Consider the following 13,732-nt stretch of genomic DNA (forward strand, 5'->3'; position numbering starts at 1 on the left):
GCGGGACCATGCCGGCGTCGAGGACCGCGCGGCGCGTCTCCCGCACCCCGTCCAGGTCCTCCGTGCCGTCGCTGACGATGCCGACGATCCGGCCGTCGACCGGCCACCGCTCGCCGATCTGGGACAGCGCGGGGCTCGGCTCGACCGCGGCCGGGGGGACGGTCGGTTCGGGGGCCGGAAGGCCCAGGCCGGCCGCGACCTGCCGGCAGAGGTCCGCGTCGATGTTGGCGAGCACCTGCAGCCCCCGCTCCTTGACGGCCTGCTCCCAGCACTTGCCGAGCTCGAAGGTGTAGGCGTCGACGATGTGCTCGCGCTCCGTGGGGGACATGCTGCGGGACGGCATGCACCAGACCGCGGTGCACCGCGGTCTGGTGCATGCCGTCCCGCAGCATGTCGTTGACGGGCGCGTGCGTGCGGTTGATCGGCAACTGCCCGAAGTTGGGTCCGCCCAGCCGGCTGAGCTGGGTGTCGAGGTAGGAGAAGAGACGCCCCTGCAGCAGCGGGTCGTTGGTGACGTCGATGCCGGGGACCAGGTGGCCGACGTGGAAGGCGACCTGCTCGGTCTCGGCGAAGAAGTTCGACGGGTTGGCGTTGAGGGTCATCAGGCCGATCGGGCGGACCGGGGCCAGCTCCTCGGGCACGATCTTCGTCGGGTCCAGCAGGTCGATCCCCTCGAACATCTGGTCCTCGGTGTCCGGGAAGGTCTGCACGCCCAGCTCCCACTGGGGGAAGGCGCCCGCCTCGATCGCGTCGGCGAGGTCGCGGCGGTGGAAGTCCGGGTCGGCGCCCGCGGTGATCTGCGCCTCCTCCCACACCTGCGAGTGCACGCCCAGCTTCGGCTTCCAGTGGAACTTCACCAGGGTGGTGGCGCCCTCGGCGTTGACCAGCCGGAAGGTGTGGACGCCGAAGCCCTCCATCATCCGGTAGGAGCGCGGGATGCCGCGGTCCGACATGTTCCACAGCGTGTGGTGCGTCGCCTCGGTGTGGAGGGTGACGAAGTCCCAGAACGTGTCGTGGGCGCTCTGCGCCTGCGGGATCTCCCGGTCCGGGTGCGGCTTGCCGGCGTGGATCACGTCGGGGAACTTGATCGCGTCCTGGATGAAGAACACCGGGATGTTGTTGCCGACCAGGTCGAAGACGCCCTCGTCGGTGTAGAACTTCGTCGCGAAGCCGCGCGTGTCCCGCACGGTGTCGGCCGAACCGCGCGATCCCAGCACCGTGGAGAAGCGGACGAACACCGGCGTCTCGACGCCCTCGGCCAGGAAGCCGGCCCTGGTGATCCCCGCCGCGGAACCGTAGCTGCGGAAGACCCCGTGGGCGGCGGCACCGCGGGCGTGCACCACCCGCTCGGGGATGCGCTCGTGGTCGAAATGGGTGATCTTCTCGCGCAGGTGGTGGTCCTGGAGCAGCACCGGGCCGCGGGGCCCCGCCTTCAGCGAGTGGTCCGTGTCGTACAGGCGCGCGCCCTGGGCGGTGGTGAGGTACGCGCCGTCCTGGGCCATCCGGCCCTGCCGGGCTCCGGTGGGCTGGCCGGTGGGACTGTATGTGTCCGGTCCGCGCTGGTCGCGCTTGGGCGGGAGCGGCTCCCGGGCCTCGGTCGGCTCCTCGAAGGACGCGGCTTCCGGGCCCGGGGCGCCGGGAATCTCCTGCGGCCCGTTGACGGCTTCCTGCACCTTCTCCACGATCTTCTCCGCGGCGGCCGACACGGGTGTCTTCTTCTCGCTCACTTGGTTCCGATCCTCACGACGGGCAGTGCCACGCACAGGGCGATCAGCACTCGGACAGGGGCGGCATCGACCGACGGCGGGTACCCCGCGCCACGCGGGCCGACACACGCGCTGCGCCATCCGGCGCTACGGCCCACCGGATACCCCTGGGCAGGCCCCATAAGGCATCCTCGGCGCCCTCACCCGGGCGGGCGCCTCCTGCTGGGCCGACGGGGGGACCCCGGACGCGGGCGGCGTCCGGCGGGCCGGGACACGGTTCCCCCGGCGCCGCCGGTGGTGGCCCGGGCCGTCGCGTCTTCCGCCGCGGTGTGCCGGGCCGTCCCCGGCTATGTCTCCGCGCCGGGCACCCGGGCGAGGGCCTCGTCGAGCAGGCGGCGCAGCCGGGCGGGGGTCGGGGCGACAGCGGTGGCGAGCAGGGCCGGACCGTCGGCGAGCGGCACCAGGACGCAGTGTCCCCCCGCCGGGTCGCCGAGGAGGACGGGCTCCGGGGGCGCCTCCAGACCGGGGCCGACGAGGAGGAGCTGGCCGGTCGCGCGGTGGCCGCCCAGCACGGCGGGCCCGTCCCAGGCCGGCGTCGGGGCGCCGTAGACGGTGTGCTGGTCGAGGATCGGCCGGCCGTCGCGCCGCACGGTCAGCCGCGTGGACAGACGGCCCGGTGGCTCCGCGGTGCGTCCGAGGAGCTGTTCCTCGCGCAGGAGCAGCCGGGAACTGCCGGCGAGTTCCACCCGGTACGTCTGGTGCACGGTGCTGCCCCGGGTGCTGATCAACGGCTGGGGCAGCCAGCGCAGGGAGGCGTCCTCGCCGGCGGTGAGCCGTACGTCGTAGGTGGCGGGGTCGGCGGTGGGGCCGCGCAGCGCGATGGTGGCGGCGGCCGTGGTCACCTCCAGCCGGGTGCGTGCCTCGGCGGTGATGTCGAGCGCGAGCCGGTCTCCGCCGAGGGGCGCGCTCATCGCGCCCAGCACGCAGACCCGCGCCCGCTCTCCCCGGGGCCGGAGCCGGCGCAGGTGGAAGGGTCCGTCGCTGTGCAGGAGAGGGACCGTCGTGGCGCGGCCGTTGTGGGTGGCTCGCAGCCGGGCGGCGGCGCGGACGCCCGCCGGGTGGGCGGGGCCGTCGGCGTGAGGAACGACGGGGTGGAGGGCCGGCGGCGGTGCGGCGTCCCTCACCGGGTGGCTCCGGGGTGCCGGGCGGCGAGGCACTCGGTGACCCAGTCGGCGACCGGGCGGACCCCGTCGGCCGCCGTCAGGCTGGTGAAGACGAACGGCAGGTCCTTGCGCTGCCTGCGGGAGTCGGCCGCCATGGCGTCCAGGTCGACCCCGACGTACGGGGCCAGGTCGGTCTTGTTGACCACGAGGAGATCGGCGGTGGTGATGCCGGGTCCTCCCTTGCGCGGGATGTCGTCGCCGGCGGCCACGTCGATGACGAAGACCTGGTGGTCGACGAGGCCGCGGGAGAAGGTCGCGGTGAGGTTGTCCCCTCCGGACTCGATGAGGATCAGGTCGAGCGGTTCCAGGGCCTGTTCCAGCTGCTCGACCGCTTCGAGGTTGGCGGAGATGTCGTCGCGGATCGCGGTGTGCGGGCAGGCCCCCGTCTCCACGGCGGCGATCCGTTCCGGTGGCAGCACCGCCTCGCGGCGCAGGAACGCCGCGTCCTCCTGGGTGTAGATGTCGTTGGTGACCACGGCGATCGACAGGCGGTCCCGCAGCGTGCGGCACAGTGCGGCGACGGTCGCGGTCTTGCCCGAGCCGACCGGTCCGCCGAAGCCGATCCGCAGGGCGCGGTGGCTGCCGTCCGGGTGCCGGGGATCGGCGCTGTAGGTGTGGCGCTGCGGCAGGGTCACGGGGTGGTCCAGGTGCACGGGGGCTCCAGCTCGGTCCGGGAACGGTCAAAAGGGGATGGTGGTCAGGAGGCGAAGAGGCGGACGGCCCAGGCGGCGTGCTGTTCGCCGGTGATGTCCAGCAGGGGGGCGGACGCGGCGGGCAGGACGGTGACGCCCTCCACGGCGACGCGCCCCGCCGCGTCGGACGCGGCGGCGGCGACGGCGTCGAGGTCGTCGGCGAGCCGTGCCAGCACCGCGGTGGCTTCGAAGGGGTCGAGGCTCAGCAGGCGCACCGCCGCGGTCGCCGGGCCGCCGACGCTCTCGTACACGGCGGCGTGGGCGGCGTCGAGCGCGGTGAGTCCGGCGGCGCGTGCCGCGACCCCGAGGACGACCGGCTGGTGGGGTCCCTGCGGCCGGTGGCGGGCGAGGTGGTCGAGGCCGGCGCAGGGCCAGGTGGCGCGGGCCGCGCGCATCATCTGCCGGCCCAGGCGGCGTGCGACGCGACGCAGCGCCGGTGCGGGGGTGCGGGTGTCGGCGGCGTCGTCCAGGGCCAGGGCGTCGTATCCGGTGGCGGCCGCAGCGGCCAGGCCGGCCGCGGTCAGTCCGGCGGTGTGCAGCCGTCCGCGGCAGAACGCCTCCAGGCTCGCGGTGTCGTGCACGCCTCCGGAGGCGACGGCGGCCTCCATCCCGCCGGAGTGGGCGTGTCCGCCGGCGGGGAAGCGGCCGTCGGCCAGGATGAGCAGGGCGGTGCGGCTCATGGGGTGGCCGTCCTCCTTTCGTGAGGGGCGGGGCCGGCCCGCGCCGGTGCGGCCGGCCCGGACCGGGGGTGCCGGAACGGCCGGGACGGTCAGAACAGGAAGTAGCGCTGGGCCATGGGCAGTTCCGTCGCGTAGTTCCGCCCGACCTCGTGTCCGTCCACCGTGGTGCGGACGTCGGAGGTGGTGGCGCCGCCGATGGTGACCTCGAAGGTGTCGGGGTCGACGACGATGTCCGGCAGGCCGTCGTTGTGCACCATGTCGGCCTTGGTGACCTCCCGGGTGGACCGGATCGCGCGCAGGGGCTTGAGCAGTCCGGTCCGGGAGAGTTCGCCGTCGAGGGCCGCCTCCGCGACGAAGTTGAAGGAGTTCGCCCCGGGGGACCGGCCCCGGGAGCCCCAGACCGGGCGCGGCAGATAGGGCTGCGGGGTGGGGATGGAGGCGTTGGCGTCGCCGATCTGCGCGTAGGCGATCTGGCCGCCCTTGATGACCATGTGGGGTTTCACGCCGAAGAACTTGGGTTCCCAGAGGACCAGGTCGGCGAGTTTGCCCGGTTCGACGGAGCCGACCTCGTGGCCGATGCCGTGGGTGAGGGCCGGGTTGATGGTGTACTTGGCGACGTAGCGCCGGGCCCTGAAGTTGTCCGCGCCGGCGTCGTCCTCCCGCAGGTGGCCGTAGCGGGACTTCATGACGTGCGCGGTCTGCCAGGTCCGCATGATCATTTCTCCGATGCGGCCCATGGCCTGGGCGTCGGAGGACATCATCGAGATGGCGCCCATGTCGTGCAGCAGGTCCTCGGCGGCCATCGTGGAGGGCCGGATCCGCGAGTCGGCGAACTTCATGTCGGCGTCCACCTCGGGGTTGAGGTGGTGGCACACGATCATCATGTCGACGTGTTCCTTGACCGTGTTGACCGTCAGGGGCCGGGTGGGGTTCGTCGACGCGGGCAGCACGTTCGGCTTGCTCACGAGGCTGATCATGTCGGGCGCGTGGCCGCCGCCGGCGCCTTCGATGTGGAAGATGTGCAGGCTGCGGTACTTGGCGTCCTTGGTGCGGCGGTCCTTCTTGGTGGCGGCGAAGGTGTGCTGCACGAAGCCGGACTCGTTCAGGGAGTCGGCGTGCAGGGCGACCTGGACCCCGGTCTCCTCGCACACCGTCAGGGCCGCGTCGATCACCGCGGGGGTCGCGCCCCAGTCCTCGTGGATCTTGAAGCCGAGGGCGCCGGCGGCGACCTGGTCGAGCAGCGCCTTCTCGGAGACCGTGCTGCCCTTGGCGAGCAGGCCGATGTTCACCGGGTAGGCGTCGAGTGCCTCGAACATCCGCTGGATGTGCCACTTGCCGGGCGTGACGGTCGTGGCCGTACTGCCCTCGGCGGGGCCGGTGCCGCCGCCGATCAGGGTGGTCACGCCCGAGGCGAGCGCCTCGTGGATCTGGCCGGGGCACAGGAAGTGCACGTGCGTGTCGACGCCGCCGGCGGTCAGGATGCGTCCCTTTCCGGAGATCACCTCCGTCTCGGGCCCCACGACGAAGTCGGACGCGCGCGGGTCGTCGTTGGGGCGCGGCGACATGGTCTCGGGGTTGTACGCCTTGCCGATCGCCTGGATCCGGCCGTCGCGCAGTCCGACGTCGGCCTTCACCACGCCCCAGTGGTCCAGGATCAGGGCGCCGGTGATCACCGTGTCCACCGGCTTGCGCGGATCGTCGCGGGGGATGTGCGACTGGCCCATGGACTCGCGGATCACCTTGCCGCCGCCGAAGACCATCTCGTCGCCGCTGCGCCCCGGGCCGCCGCACCAGTCCTCCTCGATCCTGAGGACGAGGTTGGTGTCGGCGAGCCGGACCCGGTCGCCGGCCGTGGGGCCGTAGAGGTCGGTGTAGCGGGACCGCGGCAGAGGGGCCGGGGGGTTACCGGTCTCGTCGGGCATCGAGGTGCTTCTCCTCTTCGCTCTTGTCCGCCTGGAGTCCGCCGACGATCCGGTCGCCGGCGATGGGGACCAGCGACACGGTCCGTTCGTCGCCGGGTTCGAACCGCTCGGACGTGCCGGACGGAATGTGCAGCCGCATGCCGTGGGCGGCCTCGCGGGGGAAGTCGAGCCCTTCGTTCACCTCGGCGAAGTGGAAGTGGGAGCCCACCTGGATCGGGCGGTCCGAAGGGTTGGACACGTGCAGGGGCACGGGGGTGGAGCCCTCGTTGAAGGCCACCCCGAACTCGTCCTCGTCCGGCAGCGGTTCCGTTCTGCCCGGGTGGACGTCGACCTCGGTGGCGGGCGCGTCGAACGGCTCGTGGATGGTCACCAGCTTCGTTCCGTCCGGGAACGTCGCCTCGACCTGGACGTTGGTGATCATCTCCGGTACGCCGTCCATGACGTCGTCGCGCCGCAGCACATGGCGTCCGGACTCCATCACGGAATCGACCGTCGCCCCGGCTCGCGCCTCCTCGTAGACGTGCGCCGTCAACAGCGCCATGACCTCGGGATAGTTCAGCGGCAGTCCTCGCTCACGGCGTCGCCGGGCGACATCGGCCGCCACGTGGACCAGCAGGCGCTCCTGCTCGTGCGGAGTCAGGTGCATGCGGTCCCCCTCTCCTGTTCGTCGCTTCGACCGGGTGCGCGGTTCGTCGCAACCGCACGGTGCGGCGTCCCTCCCGCGTCCGCCGCGGACCGATCATCGAAGAGCAAAGGGCACCGACGAGGAGGAACCCTCCCCAAAGACCCTGATCGGATGAACCGGGGGCACGAGCGGCACACGGGGCGCGGTCACGGGTGCGCCGGCCGCCCCTTCCGGCCTCCCCTTCCCGCCTCCCCCCTCAAGACAACTGACAATGAAAATCATTAGCGATACTGTGTGCTCCGTGCGGCCCGGCCCCTCCTCACGGGTGCCGTCGGGCTGCCCCGGCGCCGGAACCGCGCCGTGGGGGACGACACGAAAAGGGGAGTCGTGGCTCATCTGCTGGTGGTCGAGAGCTGGGTCGGGTCGATGAGCAGGCTGCTGCCGCGGGCGATACGGGAGGGCGGACACGAGTTCACGTTCCTCACCCGCGACCTGCACCACTACCTGCGCGCGGCGCCCGAGGGGGCGGCGCACCCGCTGCTCGGCGCGCGCAACGTGATCACCGCGGACACCAACGACGCCGAGGCCCTGCTGCCCCGGGTCGAGCGGCTGCACGCGGTGTTCGGGTTCGACGGGGTGCTCACCTCCTGCGACTACTACCTGCCGACGGTGGCCCGGACGGCCGAGCGGCTCGGACTGCCCGGCCCGGGCTCCGGGCCGGTGCGCGACGCCTGCCGCAAGGACGCCACCCGTCGCGTCCTGGCCGAAGCCGGGCTGCCCGGACCGCGGTTCGCGGTGCACGAGGCGTGGGCCGACCTCGCGCGGGCGGCGCGGGAGATCGGCTACCCGCTGGTGGTCAAGCCCGTCGACCTGTGCGCGGGCATGTACGTGCGCCGGGTGGACGACGAGGAGCAGCTCGCCGCGGCCGTGAAGGAGCTGGCCGGCTTCCCGGTCAACGCGCGCGGGCAGCGGCGGGTGCCCGCCGTCCTGCTGGAGGAGTTCCTGGACGGCCCGGAGGTGAGCGTCGAGACGGTGTCGCACGCGGGCACGGTCCACGTCGTCGGCGTGACCGACAAGAGCGTCGGCGGGGCACCCGCGTTCGTCGAGACCGGCCACATGTTCCCCGCGGCCCTGCCGGCCGCGGACGCGGAGGCCGCCGGGCGCACCGCGCTGCGCGCGCTCGGGGCGCTCGGCCTGACCGACGCCGCGGTGGCGCACACCGAGATCAAGCTGACCTCCGCCGGGCCGCGCGTGGTCGAGGTCAACCCGCGGCCCGCGGGGAACCGCATCACCGAACTCGTGCGCCACGTCACCGGCGTCGACCTCGCCGCCGCCTTCGTGGACGTCTCCCTGGGCCGCGCGCCCGACCTCCGGCGCACGGCCACCGGACTCGCCAGCGCCGCCGTCGGCTTCCTGGTGCCGGACACCGCGGGCACGCTCGACGCCCTGGACGGCAGCCGGCTGCTCACCGCGCCGGACGTGCTGGAGGCGGAGCTCGCCGCACCCGGCACGCCGGTGAGGCCGGCGGGCAGCAACAACGAGTACCTGGGCCACGTCATGGCGGGGGACCCCCTGGGACCGGGCGCCCGTGCGCGGGTCGAGACCCTGCTGGGCGAACTGCGCTCCGGGATGGTGATCCGATGACCTCCGCCACCCCGGCGCCCGCCCGCGCGACGGCGTACGACACGCTCCTGGCGCGGGCCCGTGCCGGTGGACTCGGCCCGGACCCGGCCGCGCAGCGGATCTCCGTGGCCTTCACCACCCGGCAGGCCGTGCGGCACGACGGGCGCGGCGGCGGCTACCGCAACGAGGTCCTCAGCCTGCGGCTGGCCGGGGCCGTCGGCAGTTGCGCGGTGGAACCCGGCGCGCTGCCCGACGGAGCGGTGGAGGACTGCGCCGGCGCGGACGTGGCCCGCCTGCTGGCGCACCCGCTGCCCGCGGTGCGCGTCGCCGCGCTGGACGCCTACCTCATGCACGCCGCCCCGCACACCCCGGCCAACGGGGCCCTGCCCGTGCCTCTGCCGGGCGGGACGTCCCTGGAGAAGTCCCGGGCCCGGGCGCGGGCCGTGGTGGAACTGCTCGACCTGCCGCCCGGGGCGGTGGTGCTCGTGGTCGGCGTGGTCAACTCGCTGCTGGAGCAGCTGCGTTCACGGGGACTCGGCTACGTCCCGTGCGACCTCAAGGGCGGCCTGACGGAGTGGGGCGAGCCGGTCGTCACCGACGCTATCGGCGCGGCCGGCCGGTGCGACGCGCTGCTCGTGTCCGGGATGACGCTGGGCAACGGCACCTTCGAGCCGCTGCGGGAGCACGCGCTGCGGCGGGGCAAGCAGCTGGTGGTGTTCGCCCAGACCGGCAGCGCCGTCCTCCCCCGCTTCCTGGGGCACGGGGTGAGCGCGGTGTGCGCGGAGCCGTACCCCTTCTTCTGGCTGGACGGCGGCCCCGGCGTCCTGCACCGCTACCGCGCCGGCCGCCCGGGAGGCGCCCGGTGACCGCGACCGCCGTACGCCCCGCCGCCCACCCGGAACTGTTCACCCTGCTCGGGCGCACGCCCGTGGTCCGCGTCACCGCCGGCCTGCCCCGGCCGCACCCCGGGTTCTGGGCCAAGCTCGAAGGACTCGCCGCGGGCGGCATGAAGGCCCGGGCCGCCGTCTCCATGCTGAGGGGCGCCCGGGAGCGCGGCGAACTGCGGCCCGGCGCACCGGTGGTGGAGTCCACCTCCGGCACGCTCGGCATCGGCCTCGCCTTCGCGGGCCAGGCCCTGGGGCATCCCGTCGTCCTGGTCGGCGACAGCGAACTGGAGCCCTCCATGCGGCAGCTGCTGCGCGCCCACGGGGTGCGGCTGGAGATCGTGGACCGGCCCGCACCCCACGGCGGCTGGCAGGCCGCCCGGCTGGCCCGGCTGCGCGAACTGCTCGCCGTCCTGCCCGACGGCTACTGGCCCGACCAGTACAACAACCCCGACAACACGGCCGGTTACGCCTCGCTGGCCGCCGAACTCACCGCCCAGCTGGACCACGTGGACATCCTCGTGTGCAGCGTCGGGACCGGCGGGCACAGTGCCGGCGTCATCGGCCCGCTGCGCCGCCACTGGCCCGCGCTGCGGCTGGTCGGCGTCGACTCCATCGGCTCCACCATCTTCGGCCAGCCCGCACGGCCCCGGCTGATGCGCGGCCTCGGCAGCAGCATCCACCCGCGCAACGTCGCCCACGGCGCCTTCGACGAGGTGCACTGGGTCGGGCCCGCCGAGGCCGTGGACAGCTGCCGCCGCCTGGCCCGCGAGAGCTTCGTCAGCGGTGGCTGGAGCACCGGCGCGGTCGCCCGCGTGGCGGCCTGGGCGGCCCGGGTCCATCCCGGCGCGGTCGTCGCCACCGTCTTCCCCGACGGACCGCACCGCTACCTCGGCACCGTCTACGACGACGACTTCACCGCCGCCCACGGCCTCGACCCGGCCGCCGCGGCCACCCGGCCCGTCGAGATCCCGCACCCGCGCGCGGTCGAGGCCACCGGCTGGACGCGGTGCGCGCGCGTCGCCGGCCCCGCGGACGCCGTCCCCCGTCCGGAAGGAACGTCATGAAGACCGGCCGGCGCACCGTGCGCCTCGACCTCGCCGAACCGCTGCGCATCTCCCGCTCGGTGATGTCCGCCCGCGACGCCGTGTGGCTGGACGTCGCACACGAGGGCGTGAGCGGCCACGGCGAGGCCGTCACCAGCGTCCGCCAGCGCCTCGACGCCGGGACCCTCGGCCGTCTCCTCGCCGCCGCGGGTGCGGACCTGGCCCGCTTCCCCGACCCGGAGAGCGCGCTGGAGGCGTTACGGACGGACGGGCCGTCCCGGGGAAGCGCTCCCCCGGCCGTGACCGCCGCCGTCGAGGCGGCCCTGCTCGACCTCGTCGGCAAGCGGGCGGGCCGCCCCGTCCACCGGCTCCTGGGCCTCGCGCAGCCCCCGGTCGCGGCCACCGCCCGCACCATCGGCATCACCTCCCCCGCCCGCGCGGCGGCACGGGCCCGGTCCCTGGCGGCGAGCGGCTTCGAAGTGATCAAGGTCAAGGCGGGGACGCCCGACCCCGAGGAGGACGTGGAGCGCGTCCGCGCCGTCCGCGGCGCGGCGCCCCGGGCCCGGCTGCTCCTCGACCCCAACGGCGCGTGGACCGTGGCGCGGGCGACGGCGCTGCTGCCCCGGTTCGCCGCCCTGGGCGTCGAGGCCGTCGAACAGCCCCTCGCCCCCGGCGACCCGGAGGCGCTGGGCCGGCTGGCCGAGCGCTCACCGCTGCCGGTCGTCGCCGACGAGGACGCCGCGGACCTGGAGGACGTGCGCCGGCTGGCCGGGCGCGTCCACGGCGTGAACGTCAAGCTCGCCGAGTGCGGCGGCGTGCACGCGGCGCTGCGCATCGCCGAACTGCTCGACGGCAGCGGCACGCGGCTGATGCTGGGCTGCCTGGCCGCCAGCACCCTGGGGCTCGCACCCGCCGTGCACCTCGCCGGCCGGGCCCGCTGGACCGACCTCGACGGACACCTGCTGCTCGCCCACGACCCGTGGACCGGCATCGGCGGCGAGGACGGCTTCGTCCGGGCGAGCGGCCTGCCCGGACTGGGCGTCGAACCGCGGGGGACGCGCCCTGCGGACCGGGCGCGGACGGGGGTGCGCCGTGAAGACCTGGCATGAGATACGCCGGTTCCCGTTCGCGGTCCGGCTCCTGATGGTCAACCAGTTCGGTGTGAACACCGGCTTCTACCTCCTCGTCCCCTACCTCGCCACCCACCTCACCGAGGACCTCGGCCTGTCGGCCGTCGTCGTCGGCGTCGTCCTCGGCGTGCGCAACCTCAGCCAGCAGGGCCTGTTCCTCGTCGGCGGCTCCGCCTCCGACCGGCTCGGCGCACGGGGCGTCATCATCGCCGGCTGCGCCCTGCGCACCGTGGGCTTCGCCCTGTTCGCGCTCGGCGACGGCCTGGCCGTCCTGCTCGCCGCGTCCGTCCTCAGCGGGTTCGCGGGGGCCCTGTTCAACCCCGCCGTGCGGGCCTACCTCGCCCAGGAGGCCGGGGAGCGCAGGGCGGAGGCGTTCGCCCTGTTCCAGGTGTTCGCCACCGCGGGAGCACTGGCGGGGCCGCTGCTGGGGAGCGTGCTGCTGCTCGTGGACTTCCGCGCGTCGGCGCTGGCCGCCGCCGGGATCTTCGCGGTCCTCACCGTGGCGCAGGCCCTGGTGCTGCCCGCCCGGGAGGTCGTCCCGAGCCGGGGCACCGTCCTGGCGGACTGGCGCGAGGTGCTCGGCGACCGCGCCTTCCTCGCCTTCGCGCTCGCCATGGTCGGCATGTTCACCCTGGAGAACCAGCTGTACCTGCTGCTGCCCGAGGGAGCGCGGCGGGCCACCGGCTGGGACGGCGCCGCCGGGCCCGTCCTCGTCCTCGGCACCCTCGCCGGTCTCGCGTTCCAGCTGCGCCTCACCCGTGCCCTCGGGCGACGCGGGGACCGGGCCCGCTGGATCGCGGTGGGGCTGGGCCTGATGGCGCTGGCCTTCCTGCCGCCCGTCCTGGTCACGGGCGCGGGCGGCGGAGGGCCGGACGGTACGGCCGACGCGGTGCTGCGCGCCCTGCCCGTGCTGGCCGGGGCCCTGCTGCTCCACCTCGGGGTGATGGTCGCCCAGCCGTTCGTGATGGAGCTGATCCCCGCCTTCGGCCGCCCCGGGCTCACCGGCACCTACTTCGGGATCTTCTACGTCGTCTCGGGCGTCGCCGCCGCGGTGGGCAACGCCGTCGTCGGCCGGGCTATGGACGCCGGGCGGCACGGTGACGCCGCGTGGCTGCCGTGGGCGTGCTGCGCGCTGTTCGGGCTCGCCTCCGCGCTCGGGGTGGCCCGGCTGCGCCGGCTCGGGACGCTGCCCGCGGCGCCGGACCCCGCCGCCCCCGTGGCGGCCCGGGAGGGCCGGGGGGACCGGGACGGCCGGGGCGCCCGAGAGGCCCGGGACGCCCGGGAGATCCAGGAAGACCGGAGGGACCGGGAGGTCCGGGAACCCCGGAAGGTCCAGGGAGGGACGCCGACATGAGCCCCGGGACGGGTGCGAGCGCACGCAACCTGCTCACGGACCACCCCGAGCTGTACGAGGCCCGCTTCCCCGACCCCGGCCGGCTGGCCGGGCGCTGGACGGAGGACTGCCTGCGGCGGCACGGGACGGGCCGGCGGGTGCTGGACATGGGCTGCGGCACCGGCCGCGACGCCGCCCACCTGCACGGCGCCGGCCGCCGGGTCACCGGCGCGGACCTCTCCGAGGCGATGCTCGCGCACGCCCGCGCACGCCGCCCGGGCCCCGAGTACGTCCGCGCCGACCTGCACGGATTCGACCTCGGGCAGGGTGCGTTCGACGCCGTGGTGTGCCTGGACAGCACCCTGCTGTACTGCCACACCAACGACCAGCTCGACGGGTTCCTGTCCTCCTGCCGCCGCGCCCTGGCCCCGGGCGGGCTGCTGGTCGCGGAGATGCGCAACGGCGCGTACTTCCTCGGCCGCACCGACCTGCTCGACGCGCCCGGAACCGCCGGCTTCACCTGGCGGGGCACCGTCCACCGGTCCACCACCACCCTCACGCTGAACCGCACGGACCAACTGCTGTGCCGTACCCGCGTCTGGACCGCGGACGACGGGTCGGAACCCGTCGAGCAGCGTTCCGCGTGGCGGCTGCTGTTCCCGCAGGAGCTGCGCCACTTCCTGGCCGCGCACGGCTTCGAGGTCCTGGAACTCCACGACGGGCCGGGCCCGCGCACGGAGCCGCCGTGGCGGGAGGGCCTGCTCCCCGGCCGCACCACCGACGCCGACCGGCTGCACGTGGTGGCCCGCCGGACCTGACCCGCCGGACCGGACCCACCCGGCCCCATCCACCCGACACGGACCCCGGA

The 13,732-nt window shown here is 74.6% G+C and carries 11 protein-coding genes and 1 pseudogene; 6 read left to right on the top strand and 6 right to left on the bottom strand.

Annotated features, from left to right (window positions below):
- The 6 genes and pseudogenes from AOK18_RS10065 to AOK18_RS10090 all read right to left on the bottom strand — a co-directional run.
- Positions 1-1,727, bottom strand: a pseudogene (locus AOK18_RS10065) (catalase); the annotation flags it as partial.
- Positions 1,728-2,053: 326 nt separating this feature from the next.
- Positions 2,054-2,890, bottom strand: coding sequence for an urease accessory protein UreD (locus AOK18_RS10070; protein WP_079104938.1), 837 nt, complete (start codon positions 2,888-2,890; stop codon positions 2,054-2,056).
- On the bottom strand, positions 2,887-3,582 hold the full coding sequence (ureG, locus tag AOK18_RS10075; protein WP_055694081.1) for an urease accessory protein UreG: 696 nt from the start codon (positions 3,580-3,582) through the stop codon (positions 2,887-2,889). Before ureG ends, AOK18_RS10070 begins: the two co-directional genes overlap by 4 nt.
- 44 nt (positions 3,583-3,626) lie before the next feature.
- Complete coding sequence (locus AOK18_RS10080) at positions 3,627-4,301, bottom strand: urease accessory protein UreF (RefSeq protein ID WP_055694082.1); 675 nt, start codon at positions 4,299-4,301, stop codon at positions 3,627-3,629.
- A gap of 89 nt (positions 4,302-4,390) precedes the next feature.
- Positions 4,391-6,223 (bottom strand): urease subunit alpha, encoded by a 1,833-nt coding sequence (locus AOK18_RS10085; protein ID WP_055570357.1) that lies wholly within the window; start codon positions 6,221-6,223, stop codon positions 4,391-4,393.
- Positions 6,204-6,869: an urease subunit gamma gene (locus tag AOK18_RS10090; RefSeq protein ID WP_055694083.1), complete on the bottom strand. Its 666-nt coding sequence runs from the start codon at positions 6,867-6,869 to the stop codon at positions 6,204-6,206. Before AOK18_RS10090 ends, AOK18_RS10085 begins: the two co-directional genes overlap by 20 nt.
- Positions 6,870-7,235: 366 nt before the next feature.
- Here AOK18_RS10090 and AOK18_RS10095 point away from each other — a divergent pair, with 366 nt between their 5' ends.
- From AOK18_RS10095 to AOK18_RS10120, 6 genes are read left to right on the top strand one after another with little or no spacing between them, the layout of a single operon-like run.
- The gene (locus tag AOK18_RS10095) at positions 7,236-8,492 is read left to right on the top strand and encodes an ATP-grasp domain-containing protein (RefSeq protein WP_206281519.1); all 1,257 of its coding nucleotides are present in this window, start codon (positions 7,236-7,238) and stop codon (positions 8,490-8,492) included.
- A complete protein-coding gene (locus AOK18_RS10100) occupies positions 8,489-9,337 on the top strand; it encodes a Rossmann-like domain-containing protein (RefSeq protein ID WP_055694084.1) in 849 nt (282 codons plus the stop codon). Before AOK18_RS10095 ends, AOK18_RS10100 begins: the two co-directional genes overlap by 4 nt.
- On the top strand, positions 9,334-10,422 hold the full coding sequence (locus tag AOK18_RS10105; protein WP_055570354.1) for a PLP-dependent cysteine synthase family protein: 1,089 nt from the start codon (positions 9,334-9,336) through the stop codon (positions 10,420-10,422). The genes AOK18_RS10100 and AOK18_RS10105 overlap by 4 nt, the downstream gene beginning before the upstream one ends.
- A complete protein-coding gene (locus AOK18_RS10110) occupies positions 10,419-11,510 on the top strand; it encodes a dipeptide epimerase (protein WP_055694085.1) in 1,092 nt (363 codons plus the stop codon). The genes AOK18_RS10105 and AOK18_RS10110 overlap by 4 nt, the downstream gene beginning before the upstream one ends.
- A complete protein-coding gene (locus AOK18_RS10115) occupies positions 11,494-12,885 on the top strand; it encodes an MFS transporter (RefSeq protein ID WP_079104939.1) in 1,392 nt (463 codons plus the stop codon). The genes AOK18_RS10110 and AOK18_RS10115 overlap by 17 nt, the downstream gene beginning before the upstream one ends.
- The gene (locus tag AOK18_RS10120; RefSeq protein WP_055694086.1) at positions 12,882-13,682 is read left to right on the top strand and encodes a class I SAM-dependent DNA methyltransferase; all 801 of its coding nucleotides are present in this window, start codon (positions 12,882-12,884) and stop codon (positions 13,680-13,682) included. The genes AOK18_RS10115 and AOK18_RS10120 overlap by 4 nt, the downstream gene beginning before the upstream one ends.
- Positions 13,683-13,732 lie beyond the last annotated feature (50 nt).

Origin of the sequence: Streptomyces prasinopilosus, from assembly GCF_001419695.1 — a bacterium.
GTDB classification, from domain to species: domain Bacteria; phylum Actinomycetota; class Actinomycetes; order Streptomycetales; family Streptomycetaceae; genus Streptomyces; species Streptomyces prasinopilosus.

Coding starts and splice junctions, on each gene's coding strand:
- AOK18_RS10120 (WP_055694086.1), top strand. CDS start 12,882: ATGAGCCCCGGGACGGGTGCGAGCGCACGCAACCTGCTCACGGACCAC.
- AOK18_RS10100 (WP_055694084.1), top strand. CDS start 8,489: ATGACCTCCGCCACCCCGGCGCCCGCCCGCGCGACGGCGTACGACACG.
- AOK18_RS10110 (WP_055694085.1), top strand. CDS start 10,419: ATGAAGACCGGCCGGCGCACCGTGCGCCTCGACCTCGCCGAACCGCTG.
- AOK18_RS10090 (WP_055694083.1), bottom strand. CDS start 6,869: ATGCACCTGACTCCGCACGAGCAGGAGCGCCTGCTGGTCCACGTGGCG.
- AOK18_RS10080 (WP_055694082.1), bottom strand. CDS start 4,301: ATGAGCCGCACCGCCCTGCTCATCCTGGCCGACGGCCGCTTCCCCGCC.
- AOK18_RS10085 (WP_055570357.1), bottom strand. CDS start 6,223: ATGCCCGACGAGACCGGTAACCCCCCGGCCCCTCTGCCGCGGTCCCGC.